The following is a 22,012-nucleotide window of genomic DNA, read 5'->3' as shown; positions in this document are numbered from 1 at the left end:
CGGTAGCATGGCCGGTTGTGAGTACCCCGAAGCCGAATTCTCTAGATCTGCTGACTTGTCCGATCGAGCTGACCAAGCAGCTGGTGGACATCCCCAGCCCCTCCCACCACGAGGAGGCCATCGCCGACGCGATTGAGGCCGCCCTCCGGACAATTGAGGAGGTGGAGGTGGCCCGCTTCGGCAACACCGTCTGCGCCCGCACCCACCGCGGGCTGGACTCCCGCGTCGTGCTGGCCGGGCACGTGGACACGGTCCCGCTGGCCGACAACGTGCCGCACCATATGGAAGGCGAGACGATGTTCGGCTGCGGCACGGTCGACATGAAGTCCGGCCTGGCCGTTTACCTGAACGCTTTCGCGACCCTGGCTAACGATGCCTCCTTGGGCCACGATCTCACCCTCATCGCCTACGAGGGCGAGGAGGTCGCCACCGAGTACAACGGGCTGGGCCACATCCAGCGCGACAACCCGGAGTGGCTGGCCGGGGACTTGGCGCTGCTGGGCGAGCCCTCCGGCGGGATGATCGAGGCCGGCTGCCAGGGCAGCATCCGCCTGCGGGTCACCGCCCGCGGTACCCGCGCGCACTCGGCCCGCGCCTGGCTCGGCTCCAATGCCGCCCACACCCTGGCCCCGGTCATCAATAACATCGCCGCCTACCAGCCCCGCGACGTCGAAATCGACGGCTGCGTCTATAAGGAAGGCATCAACATCGTGCACTTGGAGGCCGGCGTGGCGACCAACACCATTCCGGACGAGGCCTGGCTGTTCGTCAACTATCGCTTCGCGCCCGATCGCAGCTCCGAGGAGGCCATGGCCCACCTGCGCGAGGTCCTCGGCGAGCACGAGAACATCGACATCGAGGTCGATGACGTCGCCGGGCCCGCGCTGCCCGGCCTGGGCCAGCCCGCGGCCGCCGCGCTTATCGATGCCGTCGGCGGCCAGGTCCGCGCCAAGTACGGCTGGACCGACGTGGCCCGCTTCTCCGAGATGGGCACCCCGGCCGTGAACTTCGGCTGCGGGGATCCCGGCTTCGCACACAAGCCGGACGAGCAGTGCCCGGTCGACCAGATAACCGAGGTCGCCGGCGTCCTGCGCCAGTACCTGACCACCACGAACTCTTAAAAGAAAACTCTTAAAAACCAAGAAGGGGAGCCGTTGCCGATGGCACCGCAGAAAAACAATCAGAAGCACCTTTCTGAGGACTACCACCGCACCCTGCGCGGGCCGCTGCTTCTGCGCACCGAGGGCGAGCAGGAGTCGACCTACGACCAGCGCCTGCTGCAGTCGGGCGCGGACCACGAGTGGCAGCACGCCGACCCGTGGCGCGTGCTGCGTATCCAGGGCGAGTTCGTGGCCGGCTTTGACGCCCTGTCGAAGCTGCCTAAGGCCGTGACCGTCTTCGGCTCGGCGCGCACGCCGGAGGATGCCCCCTCCTACGCGCAGGCCGTCGAGCTGGGCAACAAGCTGGTCGACGCGGACTACGCCGTCATTACCGGCGGCGGGCCCGGTATCATGGAGGCCGCCAACCGGGGCGCGCACGAGGCCGGCGGCATGTCCATCGGCTTAGGTATCGAGCTGCCCTTCGAGCAGGGACTGAACCAGTACGTCGACTTGGGCCTGAACTTCCGCTATTTCTTCGCCCGCAAGACCATGTTCCTGAAGTACTCCCAGGCTTTCGTCTGCCTGCCGGGCGGGATGGGCACCATGGATGAGTTCTTCGAGGTTGCCTGCATGGTCCAGACTGGCAAGGTGACCAACTACCCGATTGTCCTGCTCGACACCGAGTACTGGTCCGGCCTGGTGGAGTGGATGAAAAAGCGCTTGGTCGCCGACGGCTACATCAACGAGACCGATCTGGATCTCTTCCTGGTTACGGACTCGGTGGACGAGGCCGTCGAGCACATCGTCAGCGCGCACGCCATCATGACCGACGGGCGCATCCGCGATCTCTAGCCCCATGCCACACCACGCTATCGCCCAAGTCATGGCGATTATTAACCGCACTCCGGATTCTTTCTACGACAAGGGCAGCACCTTCGAGCTGGACCGCGCCTTGGCGCGCTGCGGGCAGGTCGTTGCGGAGGGGGCATCGATAGTCGATGTCGGCGGCGTCAAAGCCGGGCCCGGCACGCAGGTGGATGCCGCCGAGGAGATCGACCGCGTCGTGCCCACCATCGCGGCCATCGCCGAGCGCTACCCGGACGTCGTCGTGTCCGTAGACACCTGGCGCGCAGAGGTTGCCGATGCCGCCATCGCTGCCGGCGCAGGACTCGTCAACGACACCTGGGCGGGCTTCGACCCGCAGCTCATCGAAGTCGCCGGCCAGCACCGCGTCGGCTACGTCTGCTCGCACACCGGCGGGATCACCCCGCGCACCCGCCCGCACCGCGTGCACTTCGACGACGTGGTCGCCGACGTCATCGCGGAGACCACCGCCTTGGCCGAGAAGGCCGCCGGTTTAGGCTGCCCGAAGGAGCTGGTTTTTATCGACCCCACGCACGACTTCGGCAAGAACACCTTCCACGGGCTCGAGCTGCTGCGGCGCATCGACGAGATCGTGGGCACCGGCTGGCCGGTGCTCATGGCGCTGTCGAACAAGGACTTCGTGGGCGAGACCGTCGGTCGCGGGGTGGGGGAGCGCGTCGCCGGGACGCTGGCGGCCACGGCCTGGGCCGCGGCCCGCGGGGTGGCGGCCTTCCGCGTGCACGAGGTCGCCGAGACCGTCGATGCCATTCGCATGACCGGGGCCATCGCCGGGCAGTGCGTCCCGCTGGCCACCACGCGGGGGCTCGCGTGAGAGTCTCCGTTGTCATCCCGGCGCTCAACGAGGAAGCCACCGTGGCCCGGGTCGTTACCGCCTGCCTGGCCGATTGCCCGCACGAGGTCTTAGTCATCGACTCAGACTCCACCGACGCCACCGCCGCCGAGGCCGCGGGCGCGGGGGCGACGGTGGTCAACTGGCGCGAGGTGCTCGGAAGCATTGCGCCGGTGCCCGGCAAGGGCGAGTCTCTGTGGCGCGGGGTCGCCGCGGCGAGCGGCGACGTCGTGGTCTTCGTCGACGCCGACTTGGACTCGGCCGAACCCGGCATGGTCAACGCCCTGGCCAGCCCCTTTCAGGACCCGGGGATCCACCTGGTCAAGGCCCATTACGAGCGTACCTTGGGCGGGCAGGCCAGCGGCGGCGGCAGGGTCACGGAGCTTGCCGCCAAGCCGCTGCTGCGCCTGTTCTTCCCGGAGCTTACCGATATCTACCAGCCGCTGGGCGGCGAGTACGCCCTGCGCCGCGAAACCGCGCTTCAGCTGCCCTTCGTCTCCGACTACGGGGTCGAGGCCGGCCTGCTGATTGATGCGTGGCGGGCCTTCGGGAGAGCATCGATAGCGCAGGTGCCGCTGGCCCCGCGGCGCCACCGCAACAAACCGCTGGAGCAGCTGGCACCCATGGCGGAAGTCGTGGCGCAGACCATCCTGGCGCGCGCCGGCGCAGGCGTCCCGGAGGTGGCCGAGCGGCCGGCGCTTGCTGGTATCCTCAAACCATGATTTCTTGGCTCGTGCTGATTGTGGTGCTGGGCGCCCTCGTCGTCGTAGGCACGTGGCTGTGGGGCAAGCTGATTGGCCCCGGGCCCGTCATGGAGGCCGTGCCGAACCCGCAGACCGCGGACCAGCACAACGATGCCGCCCTCGCCGCCGGCAACTACGCTGCCCTGGAATTCGACGTCGCCCGCCACGGCTACCGCCAGGACCAAGTTGACCGCGTGATCGCGGCGCTGTCCGCCGAGCTGGAACGGTACCGGGCCGCCACCCCGGATCTGAATAAAGGATAGACTGGGAAGAAGCAGTAATCCTTTGTAAAGAAAGTGTGGAAACCATGGCAGCTATGAAACCTCGTACCACGGGCGGAGCGATGGAAGCGGTGGAAGAATCGCGCAAGATTGTCATGCGGATCCCCTCCGACGGCGGCGGGCGAATCGTCATCGAGCTGTCCAAGGAAGAGGCGGCGGAGCTCGGTTCGTTGCTGACCGAAGTCGCCAGCTAGAGTAGGTCTATGCTTTCCGACATCATTGATCTTTTGGCGGATCCCGCCGACGGAAGTGCCCTTTTGGGCGCGGATGAGTTTTCTCGCCTCGAGTCCGAGACCGGCCACAGCTACGACGTGGCCAAGCAGGGCTACGTGACGCTTGCGGCCGGGGCGGGGCTCAAGCACCAGGGCGATAACATGGACATGGTCAACGCCCGCGAGACCTACCTGGCCCGTGGCCATTTCGCCCCCTTCGTCGAGGCCGTGACCGGCAGCATCCAGGACGTCGTGGAGCCGGTGGCTGACGATGTCGCCCCGAGCATCCTCGAGGTCGGCGCCGGCACTGGCTACTATCTGGCGCACACGCTCGACTCGATAGCGGGCTCGCGCGGGGTGGGCCTGGACATCTCCCCGCACGCGGCCAAGCACCTGGCCAAGGCCCACCCGCGGATCGGCGCCGTGGTCGCCGACGTCTGGGAGCGCTTGCCGCTGCGCGATAACAGCGTGCACGCCATCTCCGTGGTTTTCGCGCCGCGCAACCCCGCCGAGTTCCGCCGCATTCTGGCCCCGGGCGGACAGGTAGTCGTGCTCACTCCCGAGGTGGGACACCTGGACGAGCTGCGCGAGCCGCTGGGCATCCTGGGCGTGGAAGAAGGCAAGATTGACCGCATGTACGAGCAGGCCAGCGGCTACCTCGAGCAGGCCGCCGACCCGGTCGATATCTCTTTCCCCATCACCCTGGACAAGGAGTCCATCCGCGACCAGGTCGGGATGAGCCCCTCGGCGCGACACATCAGCGCCGCCGAGCTCGACGAGCGCCTGGCGGCCCTGCCGACGACGCTGTCGGTCACCGCCCGCGCCCGCCTCGACCGTCTGCGCGCGGTCTAAGCCGGGTCCGTTTCTCCTAAGAGCCGGCGCGCTCCCACTCGCGCAGGATTTCGGCGTCGCCGCTGGTGCGCAGGCCGCTGCAGCCGCCGGTGAAGTAGACGCGCGAGGCCATGGCCACCTGGCCGCCGTCGGCGAAGACCTCGACGGTAGAGCCGTCGATGATGATGGTCAGCGAGTCAGAGTCATCTTCGGCGAGGGTGGCGGTGGCGGGGGCGTCGTCGGCGTAGAGATCCTGGAACTTGGAGCAGCGTTTGAGGGTGAGCTCCTCGCCGGAGTGGGTCACGACCGCGGCCGGATCCCCGTCGGCGTCTAGTAGCTCCACCGCGAGGTGCGAGCCGGCCGGGACGTTGAGCAGGCCGACCCAGGAGCGCGCCCGGGAGGACTCGGCGACCGCGTCCGGCAGGCCCACCGCCGGGGTCTGGAAGAGCTTGCCGCCTTGTAGCGTGACGTGCCGCGGCAGGGAGAGCACGTTGGCCCAGCCTTCCTCGGTGAAGGAGGGGTGCGTGGTGGCATCGTCAGCGCGGCCCTGGCCGTTCATGAGGCCAAACAGGCGCGACTGCTCGAAGCGCTGCTGCTGGTCGACCGTGCCCGGCATGTAGTTCGTGGTGCGCGGGCGGGTGAAGTCGTGCCCGAAGTCGAGCTGCTGGAAGCCGGTGCGCACAGTAAACACGGTGCCCTCCAGGCGCCCGACCAGGTAACCGGAGACCTCCCGGTCGCCGCGCTCGATGGTTACCAACAGCACGTCGTAGATGTGGTCGTCGACCTGGTCGCGCAGGCGGATGATGCGCGGCGAGACCACTGGCGGCAAGTCCCCGCCGGCGCTCCAGCCGGACAGGCCGGTGTCGCCCGCGAAGGTCAGCGGTCCGGAAAAGGTCCAGGAGGTGCCGTCCTCGGAGTGGAGGATGACCGGCTGCGGGGTCTCCGTGGTGCCGGTCAGTGCCAGCATGATCCAGCCGGCGTGCCCCTCGTCGCGGTCGGCCTCGGCCCAGCCGGGCACGACGCAGGGGGAGCGGAAGCGGAAGAAATCGGTGGTGTCGGCGGCGACGGTGCCCACCCGCTGGATGGCCGCGTCCAGGGTGGACGGGTCGTCGGAGACCTCGCAGACGCGGTCGAAGTCCTTGTCCTGGGCTAGGGCCACGGTGCTGCCCGTGGACGTCACGGCGGTGAAGTACAGGTTGACGCCGGCATCGACAGCCGCGACAGCGCCGGCACGCAGGGTGATTTCGCCGCCGGCGGGGGCGAGCACGTCGTCGCACTCTAGCCAGTCGAAGGGCATCTCCTCGGAGAAGACGTGACCCACCGGGCGCCCTGCCCGGGCTGCGCGCGGTACTGGAAGTACAGGTGCCAGGTCGTCCCGTCCAGCAGCGCGCCGGCGGGAGCGTCCAGGATCCCGCTTTCCGGAGCGAAGTGAAGCTCGGGATGATGAATGTGGATTGGCAAGAAAAACTCCTTAAAACTCAGACCAGCGAGCGGTAGATATCGACCGTGTGCTGCGCGATTGTCGCCCAGGAAAACTCCTCCACGGCGCGCTGCCGGCCGGCCTCGCCGTACTGGCGGGCGCGGTCGGGGTCTGCCGCAAGGTCGTTGACTGCCTGGGCGATGTCCGCCTCGAAGGTGGCGGCGTCGTCAGCGTCGTAGGCCACCAGCGTACCCGTAACCCCGTCGCGCACGACTTCCGGAATGCCTCCCACGCGGGAGGCCACGACCGCGGTGCCGCACGCCATGGCCTCGAGGTTAACTATTCCCAGGGGCTCGTAGATGGACGGGCACACGAAAACATCCGCGCTGGTGTAGACCTGCTGGACGCGGTCGTGGTCGAGCATCTCCTTGACCCAGAAAACCCCGTCGCGCTCGGCGCGCAGCGTGTCGACTAAGGCCTCGGTGCGCGCGGCGATCTCGGGGGTATCGGGGGCGCCGGCGCACAGCACCAGCTGGATGTCCGGGTCGAAGGAGCGGGCGGCGCGCAGCAGGTGTTCCACGCCCTTCTGGCGGGTAATCCGGCCCACGAAGGCGACCACCTGCCGCTGGCTGTCCACGCCCAGCTGTGCCAGGTAGTCGCCGTGGCGCGGCTGCCAGCGCTGCGTATCGATGCCGTTGAGCACCACATGCACCTTGTCCGCGTCGATGCGCGGGTAGGCGTCCAAGATGGATTCCTTCATGCCGGCGGAGACGGCGATGACGGCGTCGGCGGATTCCATGGCGTTGCGCTCGGACCAGCTGGAGATGCCGTAGCCGCCGCCCAGCTGCTCGCGCTTCCACGGGCGGTGCGGCTCCAAGGAGTGGGCCGTTACCACGTGCGGGATGCCGTAGAGTAGGCCCGTCAGGTGGCCGCCCAAGCCGGAATACCAGGTGTGCGAGTGCACCACGTCCAGGTTGTCGGCCGCGTGCGCCATCCGCAGGCCGGTCGACAGGGGCTTGAGGGCGGGGTTGGCGTCGGCCAGCGCGCTGTCGGGGCCGTGGGCAAAGACACCGGCCTCGTCGCGGTCGGCGCCCATGCAGTGGACATCGACGTCGATGATGTCGCGCATGAAGCGAGTCAGCTCGGCCACGTGGACCCCGGCGCCGCCGTAGATCTCGGGAGGGTATTCCTTGGAAAAGATTCCGGCTCTCATGCCCTCCCAGAATAATGATTAATGCCGCGGCGCGCACCGAAGGTAAACAAGGGGTAAATACTACTAATTTCCGCTGCGTAGTTTCCTTCGTGCGGATAGGTTGGAGGTCGTGAGAAGCCAGCCTAACGTCCTTGCCATCGTTCTTGCCGGCGGAGAGGGCAAACGCCTCTTTCCGCTGACGGAAGACCGCGCCAAACCCGCCGTGCCCTTCGGCGGTTCCTACCGTCTCATCGATTTCGTCCTGTCTAATCTAGTCAACGCCCGCTTCCTCAAAATCGCGGTGCTGACCCAGTACAAGTCGCACTCGCTCGACCGCCACATCTCCCAGGCCTGGAACCTGTCTGGGCCCACGCCGCAATACATCGCCTCCGTGCCGGCCCAGCAGCGGCGCGGCAAGCGCTGGTACAACGGCTCGGCCGACGCCATCGTCCAGTCGCTGAACCTCATCCACGACGAGAAGCCGGACTACGTCATCGTCTTCGGCGCCGACCACGTCTACCGCATGGACCCAGCTCAGATGGTCGACGAGCACATCGCGACCGGCCTGGACTGCTCCGTCGCCGGCATCCGCGTGCCCCGCTCCGAGGCCAGTGCCTTCGGCTGCATCCAGGCCGACGGCATGGGCACTATCACTGAGTTCGTCGAGAAGCCGGCCGATCCGCCGTCCACCCCCGACGACCCGACGCAGACGTATGCTTCCATGGGCAACTACGTCTTCACCGCCCAGGCACTTATCGATGCCCTTTTGGCCGACGAGGACGACCCTGAATCCGCGCACGACATGGGAGGCAACATCATCCCGTACTTCGTGGAACGCGGCCAGGCTCACGTCTACGACTTTATGTCCAACCAGGTGCCCGGCTCCACCGAGCGCGACCACGGATACTGGCGCGACGTGGGGACTATCGACTCCTTCTACGAGGCGCACATGGATCTCATCTCCGTGCACCCCATCTTCAACCTCTACAACCGGAACTGGCCCATCCACTCGACGGATGATTCCAACTTCCCGCCGGCGAAGTTCGTGCAAAACGGCATCGCGCAGTCGTCGATGGTGGCCCCGGGCTGCATCATCTCCGGCGGCACGGTGCGCAACTCGGTGCTGGCTTCTGACGTGCACGTCGCTGACGGCGCGACCGTCGAGGGCTCCGTGTTGCTGCCGGGCGTGCGCGTCGGCCGCGGGGCCGTGGTGCGCCGGGCCATCCTGGATAAAAACGTCGAGGTAGGCGAGGGGGCCATCGTCGGCGTCGACCCCGAACGCGACGCCGAGCGCTTTCAGATTTCGGCCGGCGGCGTGGTCGTCGTCGGCAAGAACCAGCGCGTCTAGAGCTTCGTTACGAGCGTGACGCCGCCGCCCAGCGGCAGGCGGGTGACCACGGTGCCCTCGAGCTCGCGGATGGCGGCGTCGGCCTGGCGGGCGGACTGGGTGGCCCGGTCCGTGCGCGAGCTATCGCCCAGGGTCCCGTCCAGCAGGGCATTCGGCAGGACCAGGGTGCCGTGCGGGGACAGGAGGGGCCAGGCGGCATCGACTAGCGCGGGCAGATCCAGGCTGTGCACGTCGGCGTAGATGACCTGGTAGGACTCGCTGGCCAGGCGGCTCATCACGTCCAGCGGGCGGGACGGTAGGTAGCGCACGCGGCTCGGCGGGTAGCCGGCCTCGCGGAAGGAGGCCTTGGCCGCGGCTTGGTGCTCGGCCTCCGGGTCGATGCAGGTCAGCGAGCCCGACTCGGAAAGGCCCTCCAAAACGTAGAGGCCGACGACCGCCGCGGCCGGCGAAATGACAATTGCTTGGGCCTTCGGCGTGGCCGCATGCCCCGTGGAGGCGGCGGCGAGGGTGCTAATCAGCTGGCCCAACGGCTCGTCCGGCAGCGGCAGGGAATACTCCTGCGCGTGGTCGCGGGCGTGCGCGAGCGCCTCCGAGGGCGCGGAAGTCGAGCCAATATAGGATTGCAGTGCGTCAAAAGCCGTAGTAGTCACAGCCTTCAGTCTAGGCATAACGCCCCACTTAGGTGGGGATAACGCCCCGAGTCGTGGGTGGCAAAACGGTTAACAGCAAATGTACAGCCCACCGTCTGGAGTTTGGAAGAAAGATGTAGCACAATACCTGTTATGGCAAAAGACTCTTCCTCGTCGAACACTGCCCCCGTGAGCACCGCTGCTTTCGATGCCGGGCAGGCAGCCATGCCGTCCTGGGCCGACCTGGTGGCCGAGCACGCCGACAGCGTCTACCGCCTAGCCTACCGCCTGTCCGGTAACCAACACGACGCGGAAGATCTGACCCAAGAGACCTTCATGCGCGTGTTTAGGTCCCTGCACAACTACCAGCCCGGGACCTTCGAGGGCTGGCTGCACCGGATTACCACCAACCTTTTTCTGGACATGGTGCGCCACCGCGCGAAGATCCGCATGGAGGCCCTGCCCGAGGACTACGACCGCGTGCCGGGCAACGACATGACGCCCGAGCAGGCCTACACCGTGGCCAACCTGGACCCGGCCCTGCAGGCCGCGCTGGACTCGCTGAGCCCTGAGTTCCGCGTCGTTGTCGTGCTCTGCGACGTCGTGGGCATGAGCTACGACGAAATCGCCGAAACCCTGGGCGTCAAGATGGGCACGGTGCGCTCCCGCATTCACCGCGGCCGGTCCCAACTGCGGGCGGCCATCGAGTCCGCCGCGGCTAACGATGCCGACGCTCGCCTCCTGCTTCCCACCAAGTCCTAGAAAAATTCCCTAGGCTGTTGTTAGGACTAGTACTTCGGGGCTGAAAGGAGGCCACAGCTGTGCACCCGCAGGTATCGCGCTTTTCTTCGCTGAGCTCGGCTGGCTCGGCCGGAGCTGTCGGCTCGGCGGGTTCGGCGGGCGCGGCTGGGATTGCGCGGGCCCGCAAGATCCGCGACAAGGCTAAGGCGCGGGCGCGCCGCATGGACACCATCGGGCACTTGGGCCCCGAGGCCGTCGTGGCCTTCGTTGATGGCGAGATGGAGCGCAAGGCAGCCCACCGCGTGCGCGTGCACCTGGTCCACTGCGCCGAGTGCCGCCGCGAGGTCCACGTGCAGCGCGGTGCGTCGGAATGGGTGCGCATGTGCAACGTCGACCACCAGGTGCGCGCACCTCATTCGCTGGTGGATAAGCTGACCAGCATCGCGAGCTCCGCGGTGGGGCCGGGGCCGGACGCCTCCACGCCGGCCTACCGCCCCGAGCAGGATCTGTTTGACCGGCTGGAGATGATGGTGCGGGCGATCAGGCACAACCAGGGCCGCGGAGAAAGACTAGAATAAGTCACGTGTTTTCGAATTTAGGCGTTACCGAGATCGTGGTGATCGTGCTGATCGCCGTCGTCGTCATCGGCCCAGAGCGGCTGCCCGGGGTGCTCCAGGACGTGCGCGCCGCGATCTTCGCCGCTCGGCGGGCGATCAATAACGCCAAGGCCGAGCTCAACGGCGAGGTGGGGGAGTTCTCCAAGGAATTCGACGACCTGCGTGGGCCGCTCAACCAGGCCATGGAGTGGGGACGGCTCGGACCCCGCGGCGTTCTGACCAAGGCGCTTTTCGACGGCGATGACAGCGCCTGGGACGACTTCAACCCGAAGAAGTTCTTAGACGAGCCGGCTGCGAAGGTCGAGCAGCGCGAGGAAAGCTACAGCCCGTACACCGACCAGCCGCGCGAGACCAACACCGCGGCGGCCACGCAGGGCTTCGACTATTCGCAGATTTATGCTGCCGATGCCACCCCCGCGACGCAGGCTGAGCAGCAACCGCAGGCTCAGCCACGGCAGGCTAAGCCGCAGCAGGCCGGGCAGCGCCGCGACGAACCCCACCCCGACCAGCCGTCGGGCTTTAGCTGGTCGGATATCAGCTAGCGCCTAGTGGCGCCTAGTGGCGGGTAACGCCCAGGCCGAGCGGCTTGCCGGCCAGGGAATCCTTGCGCACCGCGATCTTGTCCGCGATGGAGGCAACGGCCTGCGCTGCGGCCGAGTCTGCGGCCTGCTCGAGGATGGGTACGCCGGCATCGCCCCCGGTGCGCAGCGCCGGATCCAGCGGGATCTGGCCCAGTAGCGGGACCTCGTGGCCCAGAAGGGTGCTCAGCCGGTCGGCGACGATCTGGCCGCCGCCGCTGCCGAAGATATCCATGGTGGTGCCGTCCGGCATTACCATCGCGCCCATGTTCTCGATGACGCCGGCCACGCGCTGGCGCGTCTGCTGGGAGATGGAGCCGGCGCGCTCGGCGACCTCCGCGGCCGCGGCCTGCGGGGTGGTGACGATAAGCAGCTCGGCGTTGGGGATGAGCTGGGCCACCGAGAGCGCGACATCGCCGGTGCCGGGCGGCAGGTCCAGCAGTAGCACGTCTAGGTCGCCCCAGAAGACGTCGACCAAGAACTGCTGGAGGGCGCGGTGGAGCATCGGCCCGCGCCAGACGACGGGCGCGTTGCCCTCGACGAACTGCCCGATGGAGATGTGCTTAATATCGTGCGCGATGGGCGGCAGCAGCATCTCTTCGTCCAGCACGGTGGGGCCCGCGGTGGAGCCCAGCAGGCCGGGGACGGAGTGGCCGTAGATGTCGGCATCGATAATGCCCACCTTGAGGCCCTTGCGCTGCAGGGCGGAGGCCAGGTTGACGGTAACCGACGACTTGCCCACGCCGCCCTTGCCCGACGCCACCGCGAAGACGCGGGTGGTCGAATCGGGCTTCGCAAACGGGATCTCCGGCTCGGCTTTGCCGCCGCGGAGTTTCTCTTTCAGCGCGAGGCGCTGCTCGTCGTTCATCGCGTCCAGCGTCACGGTGACGTCGCCGACGCCGTCGATGTCCTCCAACGCCGCCTGGGTGTTGGACTGGATGGTGTTTTTCATCGGGCAGCCGGCGATGGTCAGGTAGATTTCCACGGCGACGTCGTTGCCGTCGATGGCAATGGACTTGACCATGTCGAGTTCAGTAATCGGGCGCCCGATTTCGGGATCTTCTACGCGGGAGAGCGCGCTGCGGACAGCGGATTCGGTTAGTGCACTAGTCATATCATGAACCATCGTAGTAACCGGGCTGGGAAAAATACACCTCGGGGCAAGCGGTGTAAGATGACAGGGAATTTCAACGTTGGGAGGAGACTCGATGCGTGTGCAAGCCGGTGCCGCCTGCCTCGTCGCCGCGGCGGTGGCCTTGAGCGGGTGCGCGGAGGCCGAACCCGGCAGCTCCGCCGACCCGCGGGAGGACGGGGACATCCGCATTCTGGTGGATTCGCAGGACACGGAGGGCAAGGTCGTCGCCGAGATCTTCAAGCAGGCCTTCGCCCGCAACGACCGCAGCGCCGAGCTGGTCGTTGAGGACAACACGGCCGGTTCCTCGCTGGTGGAAAAGATGGGCGAGGACGGTAATTTCTGGGCCGCCTGTACCGGCGACGCCCTCTTCGCTCTCGACCCCGACCGCGCCCGGGAGATGGAGCAAGACTTCAGCGCCGGCGAGGCCAGCCGACACGAGGACCGCAACGGGCAAACCCATATCGCGATGATGGAATCGCTGCCCACCACGCTGACCACCGTCGACCCGTCCACCGCCCAGGGCTGCAGCGCGAGCCCCGCCAGCGAGCTGCCCCAGAACTACAGCCCCATCTTCACGAAGGGCCTTTTGGACCGAGAGGAAAAGGAGATGCTGGGCTCGTTGTCGAGGTTCCTCATCGAGCAGGACATCAACGAGCTGGTCGAGGAAGTCGAGTCCGGCGACGGCGACATCGAGAAGGTCGTTGCCCGCTGGAGCCAGAACAGCGTCCCCGAAGGCGAGTTGGAGGCCAACAGCGACTCGGATTCCACCGAAGAATAGCGCGCTGGTAGATGGTGCGCCGGTCAATAGCGCCTTGGCCTGTGGATAACCCCGCGGTCTATGCGCCCGCATATATTTTGGGCCAGTTATCCACAGGCTGCCGCTGCGCGTGGTTGAGCGCGGCGGCGTCGGCTGCTGTTGTGGAGGCATGTACACAGAATTTGATCCAGACCGTTTAGAACGCACGCGGGCGTATTTCGGGGCGCGGGCGACGGGCATCGACCTGCTGGAGGAGGTCCGCGGCGCCAGTACCGACGACCTCGTAAAGCACGCCGGGGCCACGCGCGCCGGCGCCGAAGAGCTGCTGGGAGTGCGCGACCTCTTTTTCGGGGCGACCCGCTACCACGGCCGCCAACGCCGCGCCCTAGCCGCCGCGCGGCGGATTGGCCACGACCTGGCAGTGCTGCTGGTGATTGCCTACCACGTCGGGCGCGCCCGCAAGCAGGACGACGCCTGGCGCATCTTCGAGGAGCTCGCGGGCATTGCGGCGGACGAGGAGGCGATGGGGCGCATCGCTCGCCGGAAGGTGCGCGAGGCCAACCCGAGCCCGACCCGCACGCCCGGCGTCGAGATGCGCCGCGGCAAGGACGGACTGTGGTCGTGGAAGATTACCGCGGACTCGGCGTTCATCGCGGATCTGCACGCCAATATCGACTCGGTCGACGACGCCCGGGCCGCCCTTCTAGGCGGAGGCGGGGCGGCCACGCCCGCGACCACCAACGCGGTCATGGACATCAGCGACTTCGGCCGCCTGCTTAGCGATGCCCCCTTCGGCGCCGAAGGCACCACCGGCGCCGAAGACATCACCGTCCAGCTGACCAACGGCGCCATCATCAGCGGCGCCGAGCTGGTGCGCCGCAAGCTCAGCGAGTTCGGCTTCGTCGGCTTGGTGGACCCGGTGCGCGGGCCGGTGAACCTCTACCGCATCGAGCGATTTGCCTCCGACAAGCAGCGGCGCCTGGCGCTGATGGAAAACCCGGTCTGCGCCTGGCCGGACTGCCTGGTCGGCGGCGACGAGTGCCAGATACACCACATGAGACCCTGGGAGCGGGGAGGGCCGACCAACATGGACAACCTGGTGACCTTGTGCCCGCACCACAACGGCGCGAACGATGACGCGGGGCGCGGTGGGCCGGCATCGCGGGGCAGGATGGCCCGGGTGCGCGGAAAGACGGTGTGGATACCGCCCCGGTAGGCCCGCCCAGAGATAAAAACCGACCCGCCGCCTCCCTGACTGAGGGAGGGCAGCGGGCCGGCTAGTTGGCGTGCCTTGAGCGCGGTCTAGACGTCGAAGGCCTCATCGAGCAGGTTCTTCTGCTCGAGCTGGTGGACCTTGGACACGCCGGTGGCAGTCGAGGACTGCGCGCGGCGGGACACGCGGACCAATTCCGGCATGTCCGGAATCAGCTCGCGCAGGTGCTCGTTGTAGAACGGCCACGGACCCTGGTTGGCCGGCTCGTCCTGGACGAAGCGCACCTGGGTGGCGTTCGGGTAGGACTCGAAGGCCTCGCGCAGGCGGTTGAACGGGATCGGGTGCAGCATCTCGACGCGCACGATGGCGACGTCGTCGCGGCCGTCCTTCTCGCGCTTCTTCTCCAGGTCGTAGTAGATCTTGCCGGAGCAGAGCATGATGGTCTTAACCTTGTCCGGGTCGCCGACTACCTTGCCGTTGTGATCCACCTGGTTCGGGTCGTTGATGACCGAGCGGAAGGAGGTCACCTCGGTGAAGTCCTCCACGGCCGAGGTGGCCTGCTTGTTACGCAGCATGGACTTCGGGGTGAAGACGACCAGCGGGCGCTTCATCGTGCCGAGTGCCTGGCGGCGCAGCAGGTGGAAGTGGTTGGCCGGGGTGGTCGGCTGGGCCACGGTCATCGAGCCCTCGGCGCACAGCTGCAGGTAGCGCTCGATACGGGCGGAGGAGTGGTCCGGGCCCTGGCCCTCGTAGCCGTGCGGCAGCAGTAGCACGAGCGAGGAGGTCTGGCCCCACTTGGCCTCGCCGGAGGCGACGTACTCATCGATGATGGTCTGCGCGCCGTTGGCGAAGTCGCCGAACTGGGCTTCCCAGGCTACCAGGGCATCCTGGTTGCCCAGAGAATAGCCGTACTCGAAGCCCATGCCGGCGTACTCGGTCAGGGCGGAGTTGTAGATGAGGAACTTGCCGCCATTGCCCTTGGCGTCGGCCACGTGGTTGAGCGGGTTGTACTCCTCGCCGGTTTCCGGGTCGAACAGGACCGCGTGGCGCTGGGTGAAGGTACCGCGGCGGGTATCCTCACCGGCGATGCGAATGACCTTGCCGGAGTTAGCCAGTGAGCCGAAGGCAAGCAGCTCGCCCCAGGCCCAGTCGATGCCGCCTTCCTGGGCGGTCTTGGCGCGCTCCTTGGCTACCTTGGACACGCGCTTGTGCAGGTCGAAGCCCTCCGGCGGGTTGACGAAGGCCTGGCCCAGCTCGTTCATCTCCTCGGCGGTGATGGAGGTGTCCAGACCCCGGGTCAGCTCCTGGGAGGAGGTGATGCCGGTCTGCTCCTGCGGGCCGGTCTTTTCGGCTTCCTTGACCTCGGTGAACACGGATTCCATCTGGTCGTGGAAGTCGCGGGCGGCGGCCTCGGCGTCCTCCGCCGAGAGGTCGCCACGGCCGATAAGGTCCTCGGTGTAGGACTCGCGCACGCCCTTGTGGTCGTTGATGAGGTCGTAGAGGACCGGCTGGGTCATCGACGGGTCGTCGGCCTCGTTGTGGCCGCGCAGGCGGTAGCACAGCAGGTCGATGAAAACGTCCTTGCCGAACTGGCGGCGGTACTCGGTAGCCAGCTGGCCGACCCAGACGACGGCCTCTGGGTCGTCGCCGTTGACGTGGAAGACCGGGCAGTCGAAGCCCTTGGCCAGGTCCGTGGCGTAGTGGGTCGAGCGACCGGAATCCGGGGTGGTGGTGAAACCGATCTGGTTGTTGACCACGATGTGGATGGTGCCGCCGACGGTGTAGCCGCGCAGGTTGGACAGGTTGATGGTCTCCTGGACGACGCCCAGGCCGGTGAAGGAGGCATCGCCGTGCAGCATCAGCGGGACGACGGAGTAACCCTCGTCGCCCTGGTCGATGATGTCCTGCTTGGCGCGGGCCATGCCAACCAGTACCGGGTCGACGGCCTCCAGGTGGGACGGGTTGGCGGTCAGGGAGACCTTAATCTCGCCGTCGCCGAACATCTGGAGGTGCTCGCCGCTGGCGCCCAGGTGGTACTTGACGTCGCCGGAGCCACCCAGCTGGCCGCCGCGGTAGTTACCGTCGAACTCTTCGAAGAGCTCGGCCAGCGGCTTGCCCACGATGTTGAACAGGACGTTCAGGCGGCCGCGGTGCGGCATGCCGATGACGACCTCGTCCAGGCCCTGGCCGGCGGCGGTGTCGATGATGGAGTCCATCAGCGGGATGAGAGACTCGGCGCCCTCCAGGGAGAAGCGCTTCTGGCCGACGTACTTGGTCTGCAGGAAGTTCTCGAAAGCCTCGGCGGCGTTGACCTTCTGCAGGATGTACTTCTGCTCGGCGTTGGTCGGCTTGGGCATGCCGTCTTCGAGGCGATCCTGCAGCCAGCTGCGCTCGTCGCGATCGAGGATGTGGGCGTACTCGGAGCCGACCTTCAGGGTGTAGGCCGAACGCAAGCGGGACAGGACCTCGCGCAGCGTCATGGATTCCTTGCCACCGAAACCGCCGACGTTGAAGGTGCGATCCAGGTCCCAGATGGTCAGGCCGTGGGTGGCCATGTCCAGGTCGCGGTGATCCGGCGACGGCAGACCCGGCTGGTGCCAGCCCAGCGGGTTGACGTCGGCCAGCAGGTGTCCGCGGGAGCGGTAGGCCTCGATGAGCTGCATGACGCGGGTGTTCTTGTCCACGCCGGAGTTCGGCACGTCCTGGGCCCAGCGGAACGGCTGGTAGGGAACGCCCATCTCGGCGAAGAGCTCGTCCCAGAACTTGTCGTCGACCAGCAGCTGGCCGATGGTGCGCAGGAACTCGCCGGACTCGGCACCCTGGATGACGCGGTGGTCGTAGGTGGAGGTCAGGGTGACCAGGCGGCCCACGCCCAGGTCCGCCAGGCGGTCCGCGGAGGCGCCGGCGAACTCGGCCGGGTAGTCCATGGAGCCCACGCCGATGATGGAGCCGGAGCCCTTGGTCAGGCGGGCGATGGAGTGGCGAGTGCCGATGCCGCCCGGGTTCGTCAGGTTGATGGTCACGCCGGAGAAGTCGTCCATCGTCAGCTTGCCGTTGCGGGAACGGGTGACGATGTCCTCGTAGGCGTCGACGAACTCGGCAAAGCCCTTGTTTTCACATTCCTTGATGGCGGCGACGACCAGCGCGCGGGAGCCATCCTTCTGCGGCAGGTCGATGGCCAGACCCAGGTTGATGTGCTCGGGCTGGACGACGGTCGGCTTGCCGTCGGAAACCTCGTAGCGCACGTTCATGGCCGGGTGGATCTGCGTGGCCTTGACCAGTGCGTAGCCGATGATGTGAGTAAAGGAGATCTTGCCACCGCGGGTGCGCTTGAGGTGGTCGTTGATCATGGAGCGGTTTTCCCACATGAGCTTGACCGGCATGTCGCGCACGGTGGTCGCGGTCGGGATCTCCAGCGACTCGTCCATGTTCTTGGCGATGGCCTTGAAGGTACCCTTGAGCGGCTTCTGGCCCGGTTCGGGGGTAGCGCCGATGCGATCCAGGGGTGAGGTCGGGGCCTTTTCCTTAGCCGGGGTGTTGGCCTTGGCGGATTCCTTCTGGGCCTTCTTCACGTTTTTGGAGACCTCGGTCTCGCGGACGTTCTGCTTGGTCTTGGCAGTCGTGCCTTCAGATTCCTTGGCCGCCTTAGCCGGCTTGTTCTTCTTCGGCTTGGCCGGCCCCGATTTGCCGGCGTCAGCCGACTTTTTAGGGGCGCCGTTGGCCTCGAAAAACTCCCGCCATTCCTTATCTACGGAGGATGGATCTTGGGAATACTGCTGGAACTGTTCGTCAATCAGCCACGCGTTCGGGCCGAATATATTCGACTTGCTCACGGCAGGTGCTCGCCTCTTTTCCTTTAGCTTTGTCGGGTAGTCACATCAACTTTAGTGGTAAACATCCACGGCGGGGGTAATGCCCCCAGCAAAGTGGTTCGCTCCCAATGATACGGGGCGCAACCGCGCTGACAATCTCGCTTCTTAATTGTTGATAGCGGGCAGTGGATCGAGGTTGGCGCGTGCGTGATCGATGACCTGTCGAGCCAGCTTGCGGTTGGCCACCGAGCCCAACACCGCGCCGATTCCCAGTGGCATCAGCTTGGAGACCCACGCCCACTTGAAGCGCTTGGTGATCTGCTTGGCAAACAGCTTGCCCAGGCGGGCGTTCATCCCGGACAGGGTGGGGGCGGAAAAACGCGTGAGCGATGCCGCACTCGACAGGCTGGCGCCCTGGCCCAGGTCGCCGACGATGGTGTCGACGATGGCCGAGCCTTTCGAGCCAGTCAGCACCAGCAGCACCAGCGCGCGGCGCTGCTCCTCGTTGCTGACATCGATGCCCCGCAGGTGCGCGGAGGCCAGGATGTACCAGGCGGCGGCCTCCAGGAAGACCAACGAATCCGCCCCGATGGCGGCCGCGCCGGTGAAAAAGCCGACGCCCGGGACAGAGGCAGCCGCGCCGGCGCCCGCGCCCGTTCCGGTGGTGATGTTGCGGAAGTGCTTGTCGATAATCTCCTGGAGCTGCTCCGGCGTGGCAGTCGGGTTGCGCTTTTTAACCGACTCGACGTATTTGACGATGGTGCCGGCCTGGATCTTGACGGCCTTATCTAGACTTTTGAGTAGGGTGGCCGTCCATTTGTCGGCGTGATCGGGGTCGATGTCGTACCGTTCCAGGTTTGCCGCGGCTTCCTCCGGGGTGACGGTGTCGACGGCGCCGCCTTCTTTGTCCTTCTTACCAATTCCAAACACGTTTCGTCTCCTCCGATAAATAGGTCCTATACCACCCTAGGGGAAAGAGCGGTGGGGCATCGTTAAGCGGGCGCAAGGTTGCGCAAACCCGATGCGAGCTTACTACGCTGGAATCCATGGGGCCCTGGGACGAGGAGTGGGAAGAAGAATCAGTCGCTGCCGCGCGCCGGCAAGCGGCGGCCGCCCATGCCCGCGCCGCCGCAGCCCAGGCAGCCGCCCATGCGCACCCCGGGGACGGGCTAACCATCCGGACTGCGGCCGGGTGGGTCCACGGCAAGCGCGAGCATGACGACGACGGGCTTGACGTCAGCTCCTGGAAGGGCATTCCCTTCGGCAAGGACACCGCACGCACCGGGCGGTTTTGCGCCCCTGAGCCGGTGGAGGCCTGGGAGGGCGTGCGCGAATGCCGGGACTTCGGCCAGGTGGCGCCGCAGTCGACCTATTCTTGGACCGAGCGGGTCATCGGCAGCGAGGACTGCCTGAACCTAGACGTGGTGCGGCCCACGGGCACGCAGCGCTTGCCGGTGGTGGTTTACCTGCACGGCGGGTCTTTCATCATGGGCTCGTCGCACATGCTGATGCTGCGTGGTTTCCACCTGGCGCAGTCGATGAACGTCGTCTATGTTTCCATCAACTTCCGGCTCGGCGCGCTGGGCTACCTGGATCTGCGCAGCCTGCCCGGCGAGTGCGTGGCCAACCCAGCGGTGCTGGACCAGCTGCTGGCGCTGGAATGGGTGCGGGACAATATCGCCCAGTTCGGCGGGGATCCGGACAACATCACGCTGATGGGCGAGTCGGCCGGGGCGGCCGCGGTGCTTTCCCTCATGACGAGTCCGGCGGCGCAGGGGCTTTTCCACAAGGCCATCGCCCAGTCGCCACCCATCGGGCTGATTCATTCCCGCGCGCAGTCGACCCTGTGGGCGCGCGAGCTAGTCAAGCGTTTGGCCTTGCCGCGGGGAAGTGGCATCGAAGAGCTGCGCGCGGAGGGGTGGCCGGACCTGGTGCGTGCCGGGCAGTCGATGATGTGGCGCGCCGGAGAATTGCTGCACCTTAATTCCTGCTACGCGCCCACGCTCGACGACGACGTTTTGCCCGTGCACCCGTTGGAGGCCTTCGAGAAGGGCACCCAGGCCGGCGTGCCGCTGCTGGTGGGAACCAACTCGGGCGAGACCAGCTTCGCGAAGTACCTGTTCCAGCGGGAGGGCTCCCGCGCCCGCGCCGGGCTGCGGCTGCTGCGCTCTTTCGACGAACACAACGCCGAGCAGGTCGTGGACGCCTACGGCCGGGCCGAAGGGCGGCGGGATTTCGCTGACTTGCTTTCCGATGCCCTCTTCTGGGCGCCCACCGTACGCGCCGCCGGTGCTCACGCCCAGCGCTACCCGACGTGGATGTACCGCTTCGACTACACGCCGATGGCGCTGCGCTGGCTGGGGCTCGGCGCGGTGCATTCGCTGGAGCTGTCCAACGTCTTCGGGGATCCGAATTCTTCGCGAATGTCGCTGGTGACCAAGCTGGGCAACGGGGGCGCGGGGGAGTCGATGACCCAGCTGATGCAGGAACACTGGGCGCGGTTCATCTGGGAGTCGGAGCCGGCACCCAGCTGGCCGCGCTACCGGGTGGACGGCGGGGAAGAATCCGAGTTGCGCGCGACCCAGGTTTTCGACATCCCGCCGCGCGTGGACCACGACCCCAAGGCCGAGCAGCGCCGTGCCTGGGAGGACTATTCCATGTTGGAATGGGGTGCGGGCCGCCCGGAGCTTCTGGCGGAACTGGGTTTCATCACGAGCGAACCCGATTAGCGGTAGGCTAGGGCCGGTGCACCACTGCCTAAACACAAGGACGGATTGCTGAACATGAGCTTTTTCGAAGATATTGCAATTGCCTTGGACGCCGAAGGAATTGAATCCCGGGTCAACGACGACGTTTTGTTCGTCCCGATTACCGCGGAGTTGGAGATCCAGTTCGTGGAGATTGACCCGCTGCTGCCCGCTGCCAACGTCTACATCGCTGCCGCGGACGTCGACGAGGATGACGAGAACTTCGAGGCAGTGCTGGTCTCGGTGGCGTTTTCCGTCGAGGACGCGACCGAGGCGGTCGCCCGCCACATCGCCACCGACCAGGTGGTCACGGTCCTGCGGGACCTCATCGAGGGCACCGACGAGCGGATTTCTGACCTGGAATTCGAGCAGGACTCCTTCAACCCGAACCTGGTCGTCGCCGAGGTGGGCGAGGACTCCGAGCTCCGCGTGCTCGTGGAGACCGTAGACGGAATCCCGCAGGCGATCGTGCGTTTCCTAGCCTTCGACTTCGACGAGGACGAGCTCGACGCCGCCGAGGACGAGGCCATCTCGGAGGCCTGGGACCAAGGCGAGGCCGAGGGCATCGTGGAAGAAGACCGGATCGCGCTCTTCGAGAGCGGCGAGCTGGCCGAGGGCGCGCCTATCATCGAGGTGCCAGCCGAGGCCCTGGAACTGGGGACCTACACGGACTTCGACCGCCTCTTCGACGTGCTGGGCTTGGTCTCCGAGCAGGCGCTTGACTGGGAGGCCCAGCTGGTCTCCTTCGACGCGGGTGAATTCGATGAGCCGGATGTCTACGACATCTTCGGCGAGGACGTCGACGATGCCGATTTCGCCGATTACGAGGACACCACCGGCGAGGACTGATGGCCTGGCGGAAGGCTGTCGTCGGCGTAGCCACCGCGCTGCTCATCGCCGTGTGGGTCGCCGGCTCACCTGGCATTCGCCTCTGTGGGGGGC

The 22,012-nt window shown here is 66.6% G+C and carries 21 protein-coding genes; 15 read left to right on the top strand and 6 right to left on the bottom strand.

From position 1 onward, the window contains the following. Positions 1-17: 17 nt before the first annotated feature. From dapE to HMPREF3067_RS09135, 7 genes are read left to right on the top strand one after another with little or no spacing between them, the layout of a single operon-like run. Positions 18-1,121, top strand: a complete 1,104-nt coding sequence (gene dapE, locus HMPREF3067_RS09165; RefSeq protein ID WP_070769418.1) for a succinyl-diaminopimelate desuccinylase — start codon at positions 18-20, stop codon at positions 1,119-1,121. A gap of 39 nt (positions 1,122-1,160) precedes the next feature. After that, entirely contained in the window at positions 1,161-1,952 is a 792-nt protein-coding gene (locus HMPREF3067_RS09160; protein WP_070769417.1) for an LOG family protein, read from the top strand. Between the two features lie 31 nt (positions 1,953-1,983). Continuing rightward, positions 1,984-2,796, top strand: a complete 813-nt coding sequence (gene folP / locus HMPREF3067_RS09155) for a dihydropteroate synthase (protein ID WP_070769439.1) — start codon at positions 1,984-1,986, stop codon at positions 2,794-2,796. Next, positions 2,793-3,536, top strand: a complete 744-nt coding sequence (locus HMPREF3067_RS09150) for a glucosyl-3-phosphoglycerate synthase (protein WP_070769416.1) — start codon at positions 2,793-2,795, stop codon at positions 3,534-3,536. The genes folP and HMPREF3067_RS09150 overlap by 4 nt, the downstream gene beginning before the upstream one ends. Next, a complete protein-coding gene (locus HMPREF3067_RS09145; RefSeq protein ID WP_070769415.1) occupies positions 3,533-3,820 on the top strand; it encodes a hypothetical protein in 288 nt (95 codons plus the stop codon). Before HMPREF3067_RS09150 ends, HMPREF3067_RS09145 begins: the two co-directional genes overlap by 4 nt. 44 nt (positions 3,821-3,864) lie before the next feature. Beyond that, positions 3,865-4,032, top strand: a complete 168-nt coding sequence (locus HMPREF3067_RS09140) for a DUF3117 domain-containing protein (RefSeq protein WP_070769414.1) — start codon at positions 3,865-3,867, stop codon at positions 4,030-4,032. 9 nt (positions 4,033-4,041) lie between these two features. Beyond that, entirely contained in the window at positions 4,042-4,902 is an 861-nt protein-coding gene (locus HMPREF3067_RS09135; protein WP_070769413.1) for a methyltransferase domain-containing protein, read from the top strand. A 16-nt stretch (positions 4,903-4,918) separates the two neighbouring features. Here the strand turns inward: HMPREF3067_RS09135 and HMPREF3067_RS09130 are convergent, their stop codons facing one another. Continuing rightward, entirely contained in the window at positions 4,919-6,202 is a 1,284-nt protein-coding gene (locus HMPREF3067_RS09130; protein WP_371259791.1) for a GH32 C-terminal domain-containing protein, read from the bottom strand. A gap of 157 nt (positions 6,203-6,359) precedes the next feature. Then, a complete protein-coding gene (glgA, locus tag HMPREF3067_RS09125; RefSeq protein ID WP_070769412.1) occupies positions 6,360-7,514 on the bottom strand; it encodes a glycogen synthase in 1,155 nt (384 codons plus the stop codon). 109 nt (positions 7,515-7,623) lie between these two features. Between glgA and glgC the strand changes: the two genes are divergently transcribed. Then, entirely contained in the window at positions 7,624-8,841 is a 1,218-nt protein-coding gene (gene glgC / locus HMPREF3067_RS09120; protein ID WP_070769438.1) for a glucose-1-phosphate adenylyltransferase, read from the top strand. On the opposite strand, the gene HMPREF3067_RS09115 is transcribed toward glgC, so the two are convergent. Beyond that, a complete protein-coding gene (locus HMPREF3067_RS09115) occupies positions 8,838-9,509 on the bottom strand; it encodes an O-methyltransferase (protein ID WP_168166966.1) in 672 nt (223 codons plus the stop codon). The genes glgC and HMPREF3067_RS09115 overlap by 4 nt on opposite strands. A 114-nt stretch (positions 9,510-9,623) precedes the next feature. Here HMPREF3067_RS09115 and sigE point away from each other — a divergent pair, with 114 nt between their 5' ends. The 3 genes from sigE to HMPREF3067_RS09100 all read left to right on the top strand — a co-directional run bounded on the left by sigE (position 9,624) and on the right by HMPREF3067_RS09100 (position 11,370). Beyond that, on the top strand, positions 9,624-10,232 hold the full coding sequence (gene sigE, locus HMPREF3067_RS09110) for an RNA polymerase sigma factor SigE (RefSeq protein ID WP_070769410.1): 609 nt from the start codon (positions 9,624-9,626) through the stop codon (positions 10,230-10,232). A gap of 149 nt (positions 10,233-10,381) precedes the next feature. Next, positions 10,382-10,789, top strand: a complete 408-nt coding sequence (locus tag HMPREF3067_RS09105; protein ID WP_070769437.1) for a zf-HC2 domain-containing protein — start codon at positions 10,382-10,384, stop codon at positions 10,787-10,789. A gap of 5 nt (positions 10,790-10,794) precedes the next feature. Further along, a complete protein-coding gene (locus HMPREF3067_RS09100; protein ID WP_070769409.1) occupies positions 10,795-11,370 on the top strand; it encodes a twin-arginine translocase TatA/TatE family subunit in 576 nt (191 codons plus the stop codon). 13 nt (positions 11,371-11,383) lie between these two features. On the opposite strand, the gene HMPREF3067_RS09095 is transcribed toward HMPREF3067_RS09100, so the two are convergent. Next, positions 11,384-12,520: a P-loop NTPase gene (locus HMPREF3067_RS09095; protein WP_070769408.1), complete on the bottom strand. Its 1,137-nt coding sequence runs from the start codon at positions 12,518-12,520 to the stop codon at positions 11,384-11,386. A gap of 94 nt (positions 12,521-12,614) precedes the next feature. Here HMPREF3067_RS09095 and HMPREF3067_RS09090 point away from each other — a divergent pair, with 94 nt between their 5' ends. Both HMPREF3067_RS09090 and HMPREF3067_RS09085 read left to right on the top strand, forming a co-directional pair. Next, positions 12,615-13,319 carry a hypothetical protein gene (locus HMPREF3067_RS09090; protein WP_070769407.1) on the top strand — a complete coding sequence of 235 codons (705 nt, stop codon included), beginning with the start codon at positions 12,615-12,617 and terminating at the stop codon, positions 13,317-13,319. Between the two features lie 148 nt (positions 13,320-13,467). Then, positions 13,468-14,514, top strand: coding sequence for an HNH endonuclease signature motif containing protein (locus HMPREF3067_RS09085; RefSeq protein WP_070769406.1), 1,047 nt, complete (start codon positions 13,468-13,470; stop codon positions 14,512-14,514). Between the two features lie 86 nt (positions 14,515-14,600). Here the strand turns inward: HMPREF3067_RS09085 and HMPREF3067_RS09080 are convergent, their stop codons facing one another. After that, the gene (locus HMPREF3067_RS09080; RefSeq protein WP_070769405.1) at positions 14,601-18,344 is read right to left on the bottom strand and encodes a multifunctional oxoglutarate decarboxylase/oxoglutarate dehydrogenase thiamine pyrophosphate-binding subunit/dihydrolipoyllysine-residue succinyltransferase subunit; all 3,744 of its coding nucleotides are present in this window, start codon (positions 18,342-18,344) and stop codon (positions 14,601-14,603) included. Between the two features lie 144 nt (positions 18,345-18,488). Continuing rightward, complete coding sequence (locus HMPREF3067_RS09075) at positions 18,489-19,253, bottom strand: hypothetical protein (RefSeq protein ID WP_070769404.1); 765 nt, start codon at positions 19,251-19,253, stop codon at positions 18,489-18,491. 116 nt (positions 19,254-19,369) lie between these two features. Here HMPREF3067_RS09075 and HMPREF3067_RS09070 point away from each other — a divergent pair, with 116 nt between their 5' ends. After that, positions 19,370-21,052 (top strand): carboxylesterase/lipase family protein, encoded by a 1,683-nt coding sequence (locus tag HMPREF3067_RS09070; RefSeq protein WP_070769403.1) that lies wholly within the window; start codon positions 19,370-19,372, stop codon positions 21,050-21,052. A 54-nt stretch (positions 21,053-21,106) separates the two neighbouring features. Then, positions 21,107-21,919 carry a DNA primase gene (locus tag HMPREF3067_RS09065; RefSeq protein ID WP_070769402.1) on the top strand — a complete coding sequence of 271 codons (813 nt, stop codon included), beginning with the start codon at positions 21,107-21,109 and terminating at the stop codon, positions 21,917-21,919. The last annotated feature ends 93 nt before the right edge of the window (positions 21,920-22,012 follow it).

The sequence above is a fragment of the Corynebacterium sp. HMSC04H06 genome, assembly GCF_001815935.1.
Classification (GTDB): Bacteria; Actinomycetota; Actinomycetes; order Mycobacteriales; family Mycobacteriaceae; genus Corynebacterium.
The sequence above is the reverse complement of the archived record's forward strand: the minus strand, read 5'-3'. Positions and strand labels throughout refer to the sequence as shown.